Below are 15,250 nucleotides of genomic sequence, written 5' to 3'. Positions count from 1 at the left end.
AATAGCATGGAATATCAGACACTCGCCGTTTCAATCGCCGACCGCGTCGCCACCGTCACCCTGAACCGTCCGGACGTGCGCAACGCGTTCAACGAAATCACCATCGCCGAACTGTCGCTGGCCTTCGATGAACTGGGACGCGGCGACGACATCCGCGCCATCGTGCTCGATGCGAACGGCCCCGCCTTTTGCGCCGGCGCGGACCTGAACTGGATGAAGAAAATGGCCGGCTACTCGCACGCCGAAAACAGCGAGGATGCCGCCAAGCTGGCCGAGATGCTGCGCGCGATCTACCTGTGCCCGAAACCGGTGGTCGCCAAGATCCAGGGCGACTGCTACGCCGGCGGCATGGGCCTGGTCGCCGCCTGCGACATCGCGGTAGCCGTCAACAGCGCCAGCTTCTGCCTGTCCGAAGTCAAGCTGGGCCTGATCCCGGCGACCATTTCGCCGTACGTGATCCGCGCCATGGGCGAAAACGCGGCGCGCCGCTACTTCCTCACGGCCGAAAAATTCAGCGCCCAGGAAGCGCACCGCATCGGCTTCGTGCACGACATCGTGCCGGCCGACGCGCTCGACGCGCATGTGGCGGCGATCGTCAACGCACTGGTCACCAGCAGCCCGAACGCCGTGCGCGAAGCCAAGGTGCTGGTGCGCGAGATCACCGGCAAGGCGGTCGACGCGGCGATGGTGGTCGACACCGCCGAGCGCATCGCCAAGGTACGCGCATCGGATGAAGGCCGCGAAGGCGTCGCGTCCTTCCTCGAAAAACGCAAGCCATCGTGGCTGGTGTGACGTGATGGCGGACATGCCCCAGGATTGGGTAGCGCGCAGCCTGCGCAGCGTGTGGCACCCGTGCACGCAGATGCAGCACCATGCGCATGGTGAAAACAGTGTTCCCCTGATCCCGGTCAGCCATGGGCGCGGTGCGTGGCTGTACGACCATGAAGGCAAGCGCTATCTGGATGCCATCAGTTCGTGGTGGGTCAACCTGTTCGGCCACGCCAACCCGGTCATCAACGCGGCGCTGAAGGACCAGCTGGACCGGCTGGAGCACGCCATGCTGGCCGGCTTCACGCACGAACCGGTGGTGCGCCTGTCGGAGCAGCTGTCCGAGATGACCGGCAAGGTGCTCGGCCACGCGTTCTACGCGTCGGATGGGGCATCGGCGGTGGAAATCGCGCTGAAAATGAGTTTTCATGCGTGGCGCAACGCGGGCCTCGCCAACAAACAGGAATTCGTCTGCCTGCAAGGCAGCTACCACGGCGAAACCATCGGTGCGCTGGCCGTCACCGACGTGGCCCTGTTCAAGGATGCCTACGGCCCGCTGCTGCGCGCAGCCCGCGTGGTGACCTCCCCGGACGCGCGCAATGCGCAAGAAGGCGAAAGCGCCCAGGACGTGGCGCGCCGCGCCGCCGCCGACGTGGAAAAGCTGTTCGAGGAACGTGCCGGCCACATCGCCGCCATCATCATCGAACCGCTGGTCCAGTGCGCGACCGGCATGGCGATGCACGACCCGCTCTACCTGACGCTGGTGCGCGAACTGTGCGACCGCTTCCAGGTGCACATGATCCTCGACGAAATCGCGGTCGGCTGCGGACGCACCGGCACCTTTTTCGCCTGCGAGCAGGCCGCCATCTGGCCCGACTTCCTGTGCCTGTCGAAGGGCATCAGCGGCGGCTACCTGCCGCTCTCGCTCGTGCTCACGCGCGACGAGGTCTACCAGGCCTTCTACAGCGCCGACGTCACGCGCGGTTTCCTGCATTCGCACTCGTACACCGGCAATCCGCTGGCCTGCCGCGCGGCGCTGGCGACCTTGCAGATCTTTAAGGACGACGACGTGTTGAACCGCAACCGCGCACGCGCCACACGGCTCACGACTGCCCTGGCGCCGTTGGCCGAACATGAACGCGTGCGCAATTTCCGCCAGCGCGGCATGATCTGGGCCTTCGATGCGGTCGAACCCGACGCCGCGCGCGCCGCCACCTTTTCGCGCCGCTTCTTTGCCAGCGCGCTGGAAAACGAACTGCTGTTGCGCCCCATCGGCCGCACCGTTTACCTGATGCCGCCATATATCCTCTCCGACGAGGAAAGCGACGGCCTGGCCGAGCGCACCCGCGCCGTGTTCGACACCGTGATCGCGAGCTGACCGATGAAGCTGATTGATGCAATCGAGCGCCAACTGCGCCAGTTGGACGAGCAAAGCCTGACGCGCGAACGGCGCGTGGTCGACACGCCCTGCAAGCCGCGCCTGATGGTGAACGGCCGCGCGCTGCTGGCCTTTGCCAGCAACGATTACCTTGGCCTGGCGGCGCACCCGCGCGTGGTCGATGCGCTGCGCGAAGGCGCGGACCTGTACGGCGCCGGCAGCGGCGCCTCGCACCTGATATCGGGCCACAGCGTGGCGCACCAGCTACTCGAAGAGCGGCTGGCGGACTTCGTCGGACCGCACCTGGAATCGCCGCGCGCGCTGAGCTTTTGCACCGGCTACATGGCCAACCTGGCGATCCTCACCGCGCTCGGCGCCGATGGCGACGCCCAGATTTTTTCCGAGTCGCTCAACCACGCCTCGCTGATCGACGGCGCCAGGCTGGCGCGCGCCGCCGTCAAGGTGTATCCGCACGCGGACCTGGCGGCCCTGGGCGCCCTGCTGGCCGCCAGCAATGCCACCGCCAAGCTGGTGGTCACCGACAGCGTCTTCAGCATGGATGGCGACATCGCCCCCCTGCCCGAGCTGCTGGCGCTGTGCGAAGAGCATGACGCGTGGCTGGTGATCGACGACGCCCACGGCTTCGGCGTGCTGGGCGCGCACGGACGCGGCGCACTCGAACACTTCAATCTGCGCTCGCCGAATATTGTCTACATGGGCACCCTGGGCAAGGCGGCCGGCGTGGGCGGCGCTTTTGTCGCGGCGCACGCCAGCGTGATCGAACTGATGATCCAGCGCGGCCGGCCCTACATCTACACCACTGCGGCGCCGCCGGCGCTGGCGCATGCGCTGATGACCAGCATCGACATCATCGGCGGCGACGAAGGCGCCTCGCGCCGCGCCCACCTGCAGTCGCTGATCGCGGCGTTCGATGAACAGATTGACCTGAAACGCTGGCAGCGCGTGGCATCAAACACCGCGATCCAGGCGATCGTCATCGGCACCAACGAAGAAGTGCTGCGCATCGGCGCCGGCCTGCACGGGCATGGCCTGTGGGTGCCGGCGATCCGGCCTCCGACCGTGCCCGAAGGGACGGCCCGCCTGCGCGTGACCCTGTCGGCCGCACACACGCATGAAGAAGTCGCGCAGCTCGCCGCTGTGCTCAACGACCTGGAAAGGACGTGAGATGAGTCTCAATGATCCCATCGTACCCGTGGTGACCGAACCGGCGCTGGACGCCGAACCGGTGCTGGTGGCCGAACCGCAGCCGTCGCTGGCGGCCGAAGGCCTGCCGTTGCGCTTTTGCTGTTTCGTGACCGGCACCGACACCGAAATCGGCAAGACGCTGGTCTCGGCCGCGATCCTGCACACGCTGGTGGCCGGCGGCGTGCGCGCCTGCGGCATGAAGCCGGTGGCCGCCGGCGCCACCATGCGCGACGGCGAACTGCATAACGACGACGCCGACATGCTGGTCGCCGAGAGCAGCGTGCACCTGCCGGTCAACATCACCACCCCCTACATGCTGCACGAAGCCTGCGCGCCGCACATCGCCGCCCGGCTCGATGGCGTGACCATCGAACCGGTGCCGATCATTGCTGCCTATGCCGAAATCGCGGCCGCCTCGGATGCCGTGGTGGTCGAGGGCGTGGGCGGTTTCCGGGTGCCGTTCTCGGACCATTTCGACAGCGCCCAGCTGGCCGAACAACTCAACCTGCCGGTGATCCTGGTGGTGGGTCTGCGTCTTGGCTGCATCAGCCATGCGCTGCTGACGGCCGAAGCGATTATCGCGCGCGGCCTGGTGCTGGCCGGCTGGGTGGTCAACGAAATCGATCCGGACATGCGCTTCGCCGACGAGAATGTCGAAGCGCTGGCCGAGCGCATCCCGGCGCGCCTGCTGGGGCGCATCCCGCACCTAAATCCGCCGACGGCTGCCGAAGCGGCCAAATTTATTGATCTCGCGGGGCTGCCTGGCTGGCCGTCCGCGCGCGACTGAACCTGAAGGAACCACGATGTCCCAAACCCAAGCTGTCTCTTTCCACCCGCCTGCGGCCGCGATCACCCTGCCGGAAGCGGCCACCTGGCCTCTGGCGGACGTGCTGGCGCTGTTCGAGCTGCCGTTCAATGACCTGATGTTCCAGGCCCAGACGGTGCACCGCAAGCAGTTCCCGGCGGGCGACGTCGAACTGGCCACGCTGTTGTCGATCAAGACCGGCGGCTGCGAGGAAGACTGCAGCTACTGCCCACAGGCGGCGCGCTACGACACCGGCGTCGAAGCCAAGAAGATCCTCGGCATCGAGACGGTGCTCGACGCCGCGCGCCAGGCCAAGGCCAACGGCGCCACGCGCTTTTGCATGGGTGCCGCCTGGCGCAGCCCGAAAGAGCGCGACATGGAAAAGGTCGAAGAGATGGTGCGCGAAGTCAAGGCGCTGGGCCTGGAAACCTGCGCTACCCTCGGCATGCTCGAAGAAGGCCAGGCCGACCGCCTGAAACAAGCGGGCCTGGACTACTACAACCACAACCTCGATACCGCGCCCGAGTTCTACAGCAATGTGATCTCGACCCGCGAATACCAGGACCGCCTGGACACCCTGGGCCGCGTGCGCAGCGCCGGCCTGAAGGTCTGCTGCGGCGGCATCGTCGGCATGGGCGAATCGCGCCTGCAGCGCGCCGGCCTGATCGCGCAACTGGCGAACCTCAATCCCTATCCGGAATCGGTGCCGGTCAATCACCTGGTGCAGGTCGAAGGCACGCCGCTGCACGGCATCGACCCGCTCGACCCGTTCGAATTCGTGCGCACCATCGCCGTGGCCCGCATCACCATGCCGCAGGCGCGCGTGCGCCTGTCGGCGGGCCGCCGCCAGATGGGCGAAGCGGTGCAGGCGATGTGCTTCCTGGCCGGCGCCAATTCGATTTTCTACGGCGACAAGCTGCTCACCACCGATAACCCGGAAGCCGAAGACGACCGCGTGCTGCTGGCCAAACTGGGCCTGGTGACGCGCGCTTCGACCCTGGAATCGGCGCCCAAGGCCAGCTGCGGCGGCTGATCCACCTTTTAGAACAACATCGATCGAGACCCACGCATGTTCACAAAAATCCTCATCGCCAACCGTGGCGAAATCGCTTGCCGTGTAGCCGCTACCGCGCGCCGCATGGGCATCAGGACTGTCGCCGTGTACTCCGAGGCGGACGCGAACGCCAAGCATGTCGCGGTATGCGATGAAGCTGTGCTGATCGGCCCCGCCGCCGCCAAGGAAAGCTATCTGTGCGGCGACAAGATCATCGCCGTGGCGCTGGCCACCGGTGCCGAGGCGATCCACCCCGGCTACGGCTTCTTGTCCGAGAATGCGGAATTCGCCGATGCCTGCGCCGAAGTGGGCCTGGTGTTCATTGGCCCGCCGGCTTCCGCCATGCGTGCGATGGGTTCCAAGTCGGCTGCCAAGTCGTTGATGGAAAAGGCCAACGTGCCGCTGGTGCCGGGTTATCACGGCGACGAGCAGGACCCGGACTTTTTGCAGCAGCAGGGCGACCGCATCGGCTATCCGGTGCTGTTGAAAGCCAGTGCCGGCGGTGGCGGCAAGGGCATGCGTGTGATCGAAAAATCGGAAGACTTCAAGGCGGCGCTGGCCTCGTGCAAGCGCGAGGCGATCAGCTCCTTCGGCGACGACAAGGTCCTCGCCGAAAAATACCTGCTGCGTCCGCGCCATATCGAAATCCAGGTGTTCGCCGATACCCTCGGCAATTGCGTCTACCTGCACGAGCGCGATTGCTCGGTGCAGCGGCGCCACCAGAAGGTGCTGGAAGAAGCGCCGGCACCGGGCATGTCGCCTGAACGCCGCGCCGCCATGGGCGAGGCTGCCGTGGCCGCCGCGCGCGCGGTGGGTTACGTGGGCGCGGGCACGGTCGAATTCATCGCCAACCAGGATGGTTCGTTCTACTTCATGGAGATGAACACACGCCTGCAGGTCGAGCACCCGGTCACCGAAATGATCACCGGGACCGACCTGGTGGAATGGCAGCTGCGCGTGGCCAACGGCCAGCCGCTGCCGAAAACGCAGGCCGAACTGGGCATCCACGGCCACGCGATCGAGGCGCGCATCTATGCCGAGAACCCTGAAAAAGGCTTCCTGCCGTCGATCGGCACCTTGCGCCATATGGATACGCCGGGTGCGGTCAGCTTCGAGCTCGGTGGTACGCCGGGCGGTTCGCCGGCGGCGGTGCGCATCGATTCGGGCGTGCGCGAAGGCGATGCCATCTCGCCGTATTACGATCCGATGATCGCCAAGCTGATTGTCTGGGGTGCGGACCGCACGCAAGCGCTGGCGCGCATGTCGCAGGCGCTGGCCGAGTTCCAGATCGTTGGCCTGGCCACGAATATCGCGTTCCTCAAGCGCCTGGTCGAAGGCGCCGCGTTCGCGACCGCCGACCTGGACACGGGCCTGATCGAGCGCAATGCCGACACCTTGTTCCCGCCGCCCAAAGCGGCTCCCGTCGGCGCACTGGCGCTGGCAGCAGTGGCTTTGACCGGCGCCGAGAAGCAGGCGTCAAGCGGCCAGTCGCACAATCGGTCCGACCCGTGGGGCAATGCGCTCGGCTGGCGCCTGAACAGCGCCTACCAGCGCCAGCTCTCGTTCAGCGACGAGTATTCGGCGGCGAAGGAAAGCAAGGCATACAAGGTCGGCCTGACCTACCGCCCGCACGGATGGGATCTGTCGGTCAATGGCATCGACGCCGAGCTGGCGGTCACCGCGCAAGCGGGTGCCGAGCTGTCGATCAAGCTTGGGGCCACCTCGATCCACGGCGCCGTGCGGCGCGACGGCGACACCTTCCACGTGTTCACGGGCGGACGGCACTTTGTGCTGGTCTACAACGACCCGATGGCGCACGCCGGCGAAGCCGAAGCCGCAGGCGGGCGCCTGACCGCGCCGATGCCGGGCAAAGTGGTGGCGGTACTCGCCACCAAAGGACAGCAAGTCAAGAAGGGCGACCCGCTCGTCATCATGGAAGCGATGAAGATGGAACATACCATCGGCGCGCCAGGCGACGGGCTGGTTGAGGAAATTCTGTATCAGGTGGGAGACCAGGTCGCCGACGGCGCACCGCTGTTGGCATTCAAGGCTGCATAAAAACCAGAAAAACATAGTGGAGACAAGCATGCGCATTCTTCTACATCGGGCCGATGGCGTTACCGGGCCGTGGGTCCGCGATTTTGCCAGCGTGCTGCCGCAAGCCGAGGTAGTGCTCTGGCAGGAAGGCGTTCCTTTCGCGCCTTGCGATTACGCCGTCATGTGGTCGCCCCCGGGCGGGCTGCTCAAGCAGCTGGACGGGGTCAAGGCGATCTTCGTGACCGGCGCCGGAGTGGACGCCATTCTCAAGTTCGGCGATGCGCTGCCGCCGGTGCCGATCATCCGTCTTGGCGACGCCGGCATGGCGATCCAGATGGCCGAATACGTGGCGCACGCGGTACTGCGCTATTTCCGCCGCTTCGACGAATACGAACGCCAGGCGCGGCGCGGTGTCTGGAACCCGCTGCCGCAGTTCGACAAGGCGCAGTTCACGGTCGGCGTGATGGGCATGGGGATGCTTGGACGGCGCGTGCTCGACGCCCTTGCGCACTTCGGTTTTCCGCTGCGCGGCTGGAGCCGCAGCCAGAAGGAGATCGATGGCGTCACCTGCTTTGCGGGCGAGGATGGACTCGATGAATTCTTGCGCGGCACGCGGGTACTGGTGTGCATGCTGCCGCTCACGCCCGACACCACCAACCTGCTGGCGCGCGCCAACCTGTCCAAGCTGCCGGAAGGCGCGTATGTGGTCAACGTGGCGCGCGGCGCGCACGTGGCCGAGCCGGATTTGCTGACCCTGATCCGCGCCGGCCACATCGCCGGCGCCACGCTCGACGTGTTCCGCAACGAGCCACTGCCCGGCCCCCACCCATTCTGGGACGAGCCGCGCATCACCATCACGCCGCATATGTCGGCGATGACCTTGCCCAGCGAGAGCGTGGCGCAGATCGCCGGCAAGATCGGCGCGCTCGAACGCGGCGAGCCGGTGGCCGGCGTGGTCGACCGCGCACGCGGCTATTAACTGTTACACGAACAAGGAACCGACATGAGCACCCTGCCGCAGAAAGTCAAGATCGTTGAAGTCGGGCCGCGCGACGGCCTGCAAAACGAGAAGGAGTCAGTCGGCGCCGCCGTCAAGATCGAACTGGTCGACCGCCTCTCGCGCGCCGGCTTCGCCAATATCGAGGCGGCGTCGTTCGTGTCGCCCAAGTGGGTGCCGCAGATGGCGACCAGCACCGAGGTGATGGCCGGAATCACGCGCCGTGCCGGCGCCATGTATTCGGCGCTCACCCCGAATATGCAGGGCTTCGATGCCGCGCTGGCGGCCAAAGCCGATGAAGTGGTGATCTTCGGGTCGGCCTCGGAAGCGTTCTCGCAGAAGAACATCAACTGCTCGATCGCCGAATCGATCGCGCGCTTCGAGAGCGTGGCCAAGGCGGCCAAGGATCACGGCTTGCGCCTGCGCGGCAGCATCAGCTGCGCGTTCGGCTGCCCGTACCAGGGCGAGGTATCGCTCGATGCCGTGGCCGACGTGGTGGGCCGCATGCGCGAGCTGGGATGCGACGAAATCGACATTGCCGATACCATCGGCGTCTCGACCGCGCGCAAGACCCAGGCGGTGATGCTGCGCGCGGCGCGGGAGTTTCATCTGGACCGGATCTCCGGCCATTTCCACGACACGTACGGGCAGGCGCTGGCCAATATCTACGCCAGCCTGGAAGTGGGCGTATCGATCTTTCATTCGTCAGTCTCGGGCCTGGGTGGCTGCCCGTATGCCATGGGCGCGACGGGAAATGTGGCGACCGAGGATGTGCTGTACCTGATGCAGGGCCTTGGCATCGAGACCGGGATCGATCTCGATATGGTGGTCGATGCGGGGCAGTTCATTTCGCAGCACCTGGGGCGCAAGGGTTCCAGCCGTGCGGGCAATGCGCTGGCGGCCAAGCGCGCGGGGTAATGCGTCAGGTGTGTTGATTGGCGATGAAGTCGCGCAGGAAGGCGATAAACATGCCCACCTTGGCCGGCAGATGGCGCGTGTTCGGATAGACCGCGTACACGCCCTGCTCGGGCAGCGCATACGCGGGCAGTAGCCGCTGCAGACGGCCCGCGGCGACGTCATCGCGCACCAGCCAGTCCGGCAGGATCGCCACGCCGGCGCCGGCCAGCGCGAAGCTGCGCATGCCGGCGGCGTTATCGGTGACGATGCGCTGGCGTGGATGCGTGGTGGCGACGATATCGCCGCTGGCCGTGTGCGTCCAGCTTAACGGCCCTTCAAAACGCGCATGGAAGATGCCATCGAGCGCCTGCAACTGCTGCGGCATCTCGGGCGCCGCGTGGCGCGCGAGATAAGCGGCACTGGCCACGGGCACGCTGGCGAAGCGTTCCATCAGCGCCGCCCGGTACGTCGAGTCGCGCAGGCTGCCCAGGCGCAGGGCCAGGTCGAAGCGCTCCGATACCAGATCCGCCAGACCGGGCGAGGCCGAAAAATCCACTTTCAATCCCTCGTGCCGCTGCGCGAACGCGGCCAGCGCGGGCACCACCATGTGCGCGCCGTATTCGGCGGTCGAGGTCACGCGCAAGTTGCCCGTGAGGGCCGCGTGGCTGCTGCGGGCGGCGTCGATCGCTGCCTCGGCCTGCGACAGCACCTGCACGCAACTGTCGAAGAAGCGCTGGCCGGCGTCGGTGAGGGCGATGCGGCGCGTGGTGCGGGTCAGCAGCGACACACCGAGCTCGCCCTCAAGCTGCTTCAGGTTGAAGCTCAGCATGGCCTTGGTGACGTCCAGGCTGGCCGCAGCCTTCGTGAACGAGCCGGTCTCGACGATGGCGACGAACATCTGCAGCCGGTTCAGGTTCAGCATAAATAGGCCATCGATTGTCAATTCAATTTGACAGTGTATTACGATTGCCGCTGTTTTTCTTCCTGTGGCGCACTCCTATAATGGCTTATCAATTAAGCAAAGGAGAAGCCCATGACGCACCCCATCGTCAACCTCGACCAGCTGGTACCGCAAGACTTTCCGCCGCAGTACGCCCCCACCGGCCCGGCCGCCGAACGGTTTGCGCCGCGCATGGCGATGATTGGCGAACTGATCGGCATGCGCGCGCTGGGCTGCAACCTGACCGTGCTGGCGCCGGGCAAGCGCGCCTTCCCTTTTCATAACCACCGGGTGAACGAAGAGGTGTTCATCGTTGTCCAAGGATGTGGAACGATCAGGATCGGCGCTTCGCGCTTTCCGCTGCGCCAGGGGGATGTTGTCGCCTGTCCGGTCGGCGGGCAGGAAACGGCACATCAAATCATCAATACGGGGGAAGGGGAGTTGCGCTATCTGGCGCTGAGCACGAACATGTCGCCGGAAGTGGTGGAATTTCCCGATTCGGGGAAGTATGCGACACTGCTGCTCGATGCAGGCGGCGGTGCAAACACCTTGCCACAACGGACAGTAGGCCACATTGGCCAATCGGTCGACTACTGGGAAGGAGAATGATGCTGCGAGACAGAACTACGAGAGGGAGATATGACAGGCCGACGAAGTGTTTTTCGTCAGCCTGCATAAGAAATACTGGTCGGAGTACAAGGATTCGAACCTTGGACCCCCTGGTCCCAAACCAGGTGCGCTACCGGACTGCGCCACACTCCGAGGACCAGAATAATAACGGCCGGAATGAACTTGGTCAAGGGACAGGATGAGTTTTTTGCGATTTTCTACAACATAGATGAATTTTTACGCACCTGCACACGGTCCAACCATCAACGACCGGGTGTTGTTCCGGGTCGGCGCCGGCATCGCCGTTTCGATCATGGCGCATGGACTACTGCTGTTCGCGTATCGGCAGGGGGCGATGCCGTCCTGGCGCAGCGAGGCCGATGTGCCACCTGAGGCACTGGTCGTGAGACTGCGCGCGCCTGAACCTGTGCCGGAACCCAGGCCGCAGGCGTTTCCCGTACCCGACGATCTGCCTGTGCCGAAACAGCAACGAAAGCCGAAGACGGCACCGGCCGTCGTAGAGCAAGCTGTACGCAAGGCCAGCCCGGCGAAGGCACGGACCACTGCGCCTGATGTGATCGCGCTACCCGACGACAAGGCCAATGAGCCGGCCCCGCCTGAGGCGTTCACGGTGGCGCCGCCGGCCGGGGCACCGCGCTTCGATCCCGATGCAGCCCGCAAGTTCGCGCGCGAGATCGCCACCAAACCGGACCCGGCGCGCGCGGGGATGGCCGTGGCGCAGATTCCGCCCAAGCCGTACGAGACCGAAACCAAGGCGGCGCGGCTGATCGCAGGGGCCAAGCGGCGCGACTGCAAGGATGGGGTTCCGGGTGGATTGCTGGCGCCACTGGTTCTGCTGCTCGACAAGAAGGATAGTGGCTGCAAGTGGTAGGGGATCGGCAGGGCCTGCAGTCCCGCCGCTCACGGCGCCCAGCGCGCCGCAGGCCGGCTCGGGTCACACCTGGCCTACGGGGACAGCAGGCGCGGGCCAGCACGGCGCAGGCCCGGCCCTGACTGTTTATTTCAGACGCACCTTCAGTTCCTGCGACGCCTGGTCGAGCGCGCTGCGGGTACTTGGCAAGGTCGACAGTGCGTTGAGCAGTCCGAAGTCGTGGATCATGCCGTTGTAGCGCACGCTCTTGACCTCCACCCCGGCCGCGTCGAGCTTGCGGGCATAGGCTTCGCCTTCATCGCGCAGCACGTCGAATTCGGCGGTCTGGATCAGCGTCGGCGGCAGGCCTTGCAGTTGCGCGCTGCTCGCTTGCAGGGGCGATGCGTAGATCTCTTTGCGGGCGCTGGCGTCTTTGGTGTAGTGGTCCCAGAACCAGACCATCAGGTCGCGGGTTAAAAAGTGGCCGTCGGCGAACTGCTTGTACGAGGGCGTATCGAAGTTGGCGTCGGTAACGGGCCACATCAGCACCTGGGCGCGCAGCTTGGGTGCGCCCTGATCCTTGGCCATCAGGCTGACCACCGCCGCCATGTTGCCGCCCACGCTGTTGCCGGCCACCGCCAGGCGCTTGCCGTCGACATTGATCGCGTCGCCATTCTCGGCCACCCAGCGGGTCGCCGCATAGGCTTGCTTGACCGCCACCCCGTAACCCACTTCCGGCGACGGCGTGTAGTTGACGAACACCGCCGCCGCGCCGGAGCCGGCCACCAGGTCGCGCACCAGGCGCTCGTGGGTCGGATAGTCGCCCAGCACCCAGCCGCCGCCGTGGAAGAACATGAAGGCCGGGATCTTGCCCTTGGCCCCTGCCGGCCGCACGATGGTCAGCTGGACCGGCTTGCCGTCGAGAGTGACTGTTTTTTGGCTCACATCAGCCGGCGCCAGCGCCACCTTGCTGCCCGCCTGCGCGCCGACCAGCACCGCGCGCGCCTCGTCGGGCGTCATCTGGTTGAGCGGCTTGCCGCCTTCGATCGCTTTCAGAAATTGCGCGGTGTGGTGTTCGACGCCGGGAAGGCTGGCCGCGTGGGCGGTCGACAGCGAGGCGGCGAGCAGGGTCAGGGCGAGGGTGGCTTTCATGGCATTCCTTTTAGTTGATGGCTATTAAGTAGTTTGCTATATATTGCATCGGCTTATTTGGTTTGTGCGGCGTCTTCGATCAGGCGGGCGACGGCAGCCGGGTTCGAGGTCATCACGACGTGCGAGGCGCCCTTGATTTCAACGGTCTTGCGCGATTTGGCGCGTTCCGCCATGAAGCCCAGGGCGGCGGCCGGGATGTTCTTGTCGCCGGTGCCGTAGATGAAGTACGACGGCAGGTTTTTCCAGGCCGGGGCGCCGGACGCTTCGGTCAGCGCGGCTTCGGCGATCGGACGCTGGGCTATAGCCATCAGCTGGGCATCGGCTTTCGGTACATCGGCGGCGAACTGCTGGTGGAACTTGTCTTGCTGGATGTAGAAGTCCTTGCCGCCGCCGGCGATGGCGACCGGTTCGGCCAGCGCCTGGCCCAGGGTCCCGCCAGGAAAGCGCCCGGACAGTTCGAGTGCCGTTTCACCCTGGTCCGGAGCGAAAGCCGCTACATAGACCAGGCTTTTCACGTTCGGGTTGCCGTTGGCGGCGGTCGAGATCACGGCGCCGCCGTAGGAGTGACCGACCAGCACCACCGGACCCTTGACGCTCTTGACGATGCTTGAGACCACGGCGGCATCGCCCTTGACGCTGCGCAGCGGGTTGGCCGCGCCGATCACGCTGTAGCCATCGGCGCGCAGCTTGGCGGCCACGCCGTTCCAGCTGCCGGCGTCGGCAAAGGCGCCGTGCACCAGGATGACGGTCGGCTTGACGGTGGCGACCGACGCGGGCGCGGCCAGTGCCGGGGCTGCTGCTGCGGCGGCGCTGATCGACAGGGCGAGGGCGATGGTGTGGATGGCTTTCATGGTGGTTTCCTTTTAAGAGATTAAAGTTAGTTCACAATTATATAGCGCACTATATTTTGATTCGACCGGGGCAGGCGATGACTGTCCGCCCTGGCTTGTCAGGTGCTAGGTGTTCTTGTTCAGATTACTGCGCAGTACGTCGAGCTGCTGCTTGATGCTGACGACCTGGTCCAGCTCACAAGCAACGGCACACAACAGTTGCGACGGAAACTTCTTCGCTTCTTCCCGCAGAAGGCTGCCTGCTTCGGTCAGCGAGATGATGACCTGGCGTTCATCGCTGGCGGCGCGGATGCGGGTCAGCAGTTCAGCCTGTTCCATCCGCTTGAGCAGGGGAGTCAGGGTTGCCGAGTCCAGGAACAGGCGCTCGCCAATCTCCGACACCGTCAACCCGTTCTGTTCCCACAGCACCATCAACACCAGGTACTGCGAGTAGGTCAGCCCAAGCTTGCGCAGCAACTTGCGGTACAGCTTGCTCATCGCCAGGGAAGTGGAGTACAGCGAGAAGCACAACTGGCCATCGAGCTGGGGAACGTCGTTATTCGGTGTTTGTTTGTCGTCCATGTGAAGAAGTATAAGTAGCGAACTATCAAATAGCAAGCTATTTATAAAATTGTTTTATTTGCCGCACTCTGGTCGGCGGCCGGCACGCGCGCTGCCCCGCGCCAGCCGCCGGGCATAGTCCCCCGATACGACTTGCACGGCGGATGGCTCGAAGCAGCCCGCGTTCCACTTGGACCACGGCGGCGACGCGAAAGTGCGATTGATCCAGATCAGTCTTACCCGCCCTTGATTTCGAGCGCCCGGTCGTACAGCGCATTCTTCTTGCGCCCGGTAATTTGCGCCGTCAGGTTGGCGGCCTGCTTGACCGAACATTCGGCCAGCAAGATGTTGAGAATGCGCTCGGCCTCGGCATCTTCCGCATCGCCCTCGGCTTGGGCGCCTTCGAGCAGCACCACGTACTCGCCCTTTTCGCGGTGCGCGTCGGCCTTGACCCAGGCCAGCGCCTCCGACAAGGGGCAACGGTGGATTTCTTCAAACAGCTTGGTCAGCTCGCGCGCGAACACCACCTGGCGGGCCGGCTCGAATACGCCGGTCAACGCTTCGACGCAGTCCAGGATGCGGTGCGGCGCTTCGTAGAACACCATGGTCGCGCTCACGGTCAGCAGCTTTTGCAGGGCGGTTTCGCGCTGTTTGGCCTTGGCCGGCAAGAAACCCACAAAATAGAACTGGTCGTTGACCAGGCCGCTGGCCGAGAGCGCCGTCACCGCCGCCGAGGCGCCCGGTACCGGTACCACGCGCAAGCCGGCGCTGCGCACCGCGTCGACGATGCGCGCGCCCGGGTCCGACACGCCCGGCGTGCCGGCGTCCGACACCAGCGCGATGCGCTCGCCGGCCTGCAAGCGCGCGATCAGCTTGTCGGCCACTTCGCGTTCGTTGTGCTGGTGCGCGGCGATCATCGGGCGCGACAGGCCGAAGCGGGTCAGCAGGTTGCCGGTGTTGCGGGTGTCCTCGCAGGCGACCGCGTCGACCAGCGACAGCACGTGCAAAGCGCGCACGCTGATGTCGGTGACGTTGCCGATGGGAGTAGCCACGATATACAGGGTTGCTGTAGGATAGGACTGATGCGCCGCCTCGCCAATGACGGGAAGCTGGGCGATCGGACTGGTCTGGAATTCTGTCATGTG

General features: G+C 65.3%; 15 protein-coding genes and 1 tRNA gene. 10 read left to right on the top strand and 6 right to left on the bottom strand.

Annotated elements, in window-relative coordinates:
• Positions 1 to 6 precede the first annotated feature (6 nt).
• Genes F2P44_RS06825 through F2P44_RS06790 form a run of 8 tightly spaced genes read left to right on the top strand, consistent with a single transcriptional unit; the run spans position 7 to position 9,163 of the window.
• Positions 7 to 792, top strand: a complete 786-nt coding sequence (locus F2P44_RS06825) for an enoyl-CoA hydratase/isomerase family protein (RefSeq protein WP_167085965.1) — start codon at positions 7 to 9, stop codon at positions 790 to 792.
• A 4-nt stretch (positions 793 to 796) separates the two neighbouring features.
• Positions 797 to 2,146 carry an adenosylmethionine--8-amino-7-oxononanoate transaminase gene (gene bioA / locus F2P44_RS06820; protein ID WP_167085964.1) on the top strand — a complete coding sequence of 450 codons (1,350 nt, stop codon included), beginning with the start codon at positions 797 to 799 and terminating at the stop codon, positions 2,144 to 2,146.
• A gap of 3 nt (positions 2,147 to 2,149) precedes the next feature.
• Positions 2,150 to 3,331, top strand: coding sequence for an 8-amino-7-oxononanoate synthase (bioF, locus tag F2P44_RS06815; RefSeq protein ID WP_167085963.1), 1,182 nt, complete (start codon positions 2,150 to 2,152; stop codon positions 3,329 to 3,331).
• 1 nt (position 3,332) lies between these two features.
• Entirely contained in the window at positions 3,333 to 4,139 is an 807-nt protein-coding gene (gene bioD / locus F2P44_RS06810; protein ID WP_167085962.1) for a dethiobiotin synthase, read from the top strand.
• 16 nt (positions 4,140 to 4,155) lie between these two features.
• Entirely contained in the window at positions 4,156 to 5,190 is a 1,035-nt protein-coding gene (gene bioB / locus F2P44_RS06805) for a biotin synthase BioB (protein WP_167085961.1), read from the top strand.
• 36 nt (positions 5,191 to 5,226) lie between these two features.
• Positions 5,227 to 7,269, top strand: coding sequence for an acetyl/propionyl/methylcrotonyl-CoA carboxylase subunit alpha (locus tag F2P44_RS06800; protein WP_167085960.1), 2,043 nt, complete (start codon positions 5,227 to 5,229; stop codon positions 7,267 to 7,269).
• 28 nt (positions 7,270 to 7,297) lie between these two features.
• Positions 7,298 to 8,227, top strand: a complete 930-nt coding sequence (locus F2P44_RS06795) for a 2-hydroxyacid dehydrogenase (protein ID WP_167085959.1) — start codon at positions 7,298 to 7,300, stop codon at positions 8,225 to 8,227.
• Positions 8,228 to 8,251: 24 nt separating this feature from the next.
• On the top strand, positions 8,252 to 9,163 hold the full coding sequence (locus F2P44_RS06790) for a hydroxymethylglutaryl-CoA lyase (protein WP_167085958.1): 912 nt from the start codon (positions 8,252 to 8,254) through the stop codon (positions 9,161 to 9,163).
• Positions 9,164 to 9,167: 4 nt separating this feature from the next.
• Here F2P44_RS06790 and F2P44_RS06785 read toward each other — a convergent pair whose 3' ends face one another.
• Positions 9,168 to 10,064, bottom strand: a complete 897-nt coding sequence (locus F2P44_RS06785; RefSeq protein ID WP_167085957.1) for a LysR family transcriptional regulator — start codon at positions 10,062 to 10,064, stop codon at positions 9,168 to 9,170.
• Between the two features lie 111 nt (positions 10,065 to 10,175).
• On the opposite strand from F2P44_RS06785, the gene F2P44_RS06780 reads away from it, so the two are divergent.
• Entirely contained in the window at positions 10,176 to 10,691 is a 516-nt protein-coding gene (locus F2P44_RS06780) for a cupin domain-containing protein (RefSeq protein ID WP_167085956.1), read from the top strand.
• Between the two features lie 76 nt (positions 10,692 to 10,767).
• Here F2P44_RS06780 and F2P44_RS06775 read toward each other — a convergent pair.
• Positions 10,768 to 10,844: transfer RNA gene (locus F2P44_RS06775), tRNA-Pro, on the bottom strand.
• 76 nt (positions 10,845 to 10,920) lie between these two features.
• Here F2P44_RS06775 and F2P44_RS06770 point away from each other — a divergent pair.
• Complete coding sequence (locus F2P44_RS06770; protein WP_167085955.1) at positions 10,921 to 11,583, top strand: hypothetical protein; 663 nt, start codon at positions 10,921 to 10,923, stop codon at positions 11,581 to 11,583.
• A gap of 126 nt (positions 11,584 to 11,709) precedes the next feature.
• Here the strand turns inward: F2P44_RS06770 and F2P44_RS06765 are convergent, their stop codons facing one another.
• From F2P44_RS06765 to rsmI, 4 genes are all read right to left on the bottom strand, one after another.
• On the bottom strand, positions 11,710 to 12,714 hold the full coding sequence (locus F2P44_RS06765) for an alpha/beta hydrolase (RefSeq protein WP_167085954.1): 1,005 nt from the start codon (positions 12,712 to 12,714) through the stop codon (positions 11,710 to 11,712).
• Between the two features lie 53 nt (positions 12,715 to 12,767).
• On the bottom strand, positions 12,768 to 13,565 hold the full coding sequence (locus F2P44_RS06760) for an alpha/beta fold hydrolase (RefSeq protein ID WP_167085953.1): 798 nt from the start codon (positions 13,563 to 13,565) through the stop codon (positions 12,768 to 12,770).
• A gap of 105 nt (positions 13,566 to 13,670) precedes the next feature.
• On the bottom strand, positions 13,671 to 14,126 hold the full coding sequence (locus F2P44_RS06755; protein WP_167085952.1) for a MarR family winged helix-turn-helix transcriptional regulator: 456 nt from the start codon (positions 14,124 to 14,126) through the stop codon (positions 13,671 to 13,673).
• Positions 14,127 to 14,341: 215 nt separating this feature from the next.
• Positions 14,342 to 15,247 carry a 16S rRNA (cytidine(1402)-2'-O)-methyltransferase gene (gene rsmI / locus F2P44_RS06750; protein WP_167085951.1) on the bottom strand — a complete coding sequence of 302 codons (906 nt, stop codon included), beginning with the start codon at positions 15,245 to 15,247 and terminating at the stop codon, positions 14,342 to 14,344.
• Positions 15,248 to 15,250 lie beyond the last annotated feature (3 nt).

The sequence above is a fragment of the Massilia frigida genome (assembly GCF_011682175.1).
GTDB lineage: Bacteria > Pseudomonadota > Gammaproteobacteria > Burkholderiales > Burkholderiaceae_D > Telluria_A > Telluria_A frigida.
The sequence above is the reverse complement of the archived record's forward strand: the minus strand, read 5'-3'. Positions and strand labels throughout refer to the sequence as shown.

Excerpts from the sequence above, each read along its gene's own strand:
- F2P44_RS06785 (WP_167085957.1), bottom strand. The coding sequence starts at position 10,064 with ATGCTGAACCTGAACCGGCTGCAGATGTTCGTCGCCATCGTCGAGACC.
- F2P44_RS06780 (WP_167085956.1), top strand. The coding sequence starts at position 10,176 with ATGACGCACCCCATCGTCAACCTCGACCAGCTGGTACCGCAAGACTTT.
- bioF (WP_167085963.1), top strand. The coding sequence starts at position 2,150 with ATGAAGCTGATTGATGCAATCGAGCGCCAACTGCGCCAGTTGGACGAG.
- rsmI (WP_167085951.1), bottom strand. The coding sequence starts at position 15,247 with ATGACAGAATTCCAGACCAGTCCGATCGCCCAGCTTCCCGTCATTGGC.
- F2P44_RS06765 (WP_167085954.1), bottom strand. The coding sequence starts at position 12,714 with ATGAAAGCCACCCTCGCCCTGACCCTGCTCGCCGCCTCGCTGTCGACC.
- F2P44_RS06795 (WP_167085959.1), top strand. The coding sequence starts at position 7,298 with ATGCGCATTCTTCTACATCGGGCCGATGGCGTTACCGGGCCGTGGGTC.
- bioB (WP_167085961.1), top strand. The coding sequence starts at position 4,156 with ATGTCCCAAACCCAAGCTGTCTCTTTCCACCCGCCTGCGGCCGCGATC.
- bioA (WP_167085964.1), top strand. The coding sequence starts at position 797 with ATGGCGGACATGCCCCAGGATTGGGTAGCGCGCAGCCTGCGCAGCGTG.
- F2P44_RS06800 (WP_167085960.1), top strand. The coding sequence starts at position 5,227 with ATGTTCACAAAAATCCTCATCGCCAACCGTGGCGAAATCGCTTGCCGT.
- bioD (WP_167085962.1), top strand. The coding sequence starts at position 3,333 with ATGAGTCTCAATGATCCCATCGTACCCGTGGTGACCGAACCGGCGCTG.
- F2P44_RS06755 (WP_167085952.1), bottom strand. The coding sequence starts at position 14,126 with ATGGACGACAAACAAACACCGAATAACGACGTTCCCCAGCTCGATGGC.
- F2P44_RS06825 (WP_167085965.1), top strand. The coding sequence starts at position 7 with ATGGAATATCAGACACTCGCCGTTTCAATCGCCGACCGCGTCGCCACC.
- F2P44_RS06770 (WP_167085955.1), top strand. The coding sequence starts at position 10,921 with ATGAATTTTTACGCACCTGCACACGGTCCAACCATCAACGACCGGGTG.
- F2P44_RS06760 (WP_167085953.1), bottom strand. The coding sequence starts at position 13,565 with ATGAAAGCCATCCACACCATCGCCCTCGCCCTGTCGATCAGCGCCGCC.
- F2P44_RS06790 (WP_167085958.1), top strand. The coding sequence starts at position 8,252 with ATGAGCACCCTGCCGCAGAAAGTCAAGATCGTTGAAGTCGGGCCGCGC.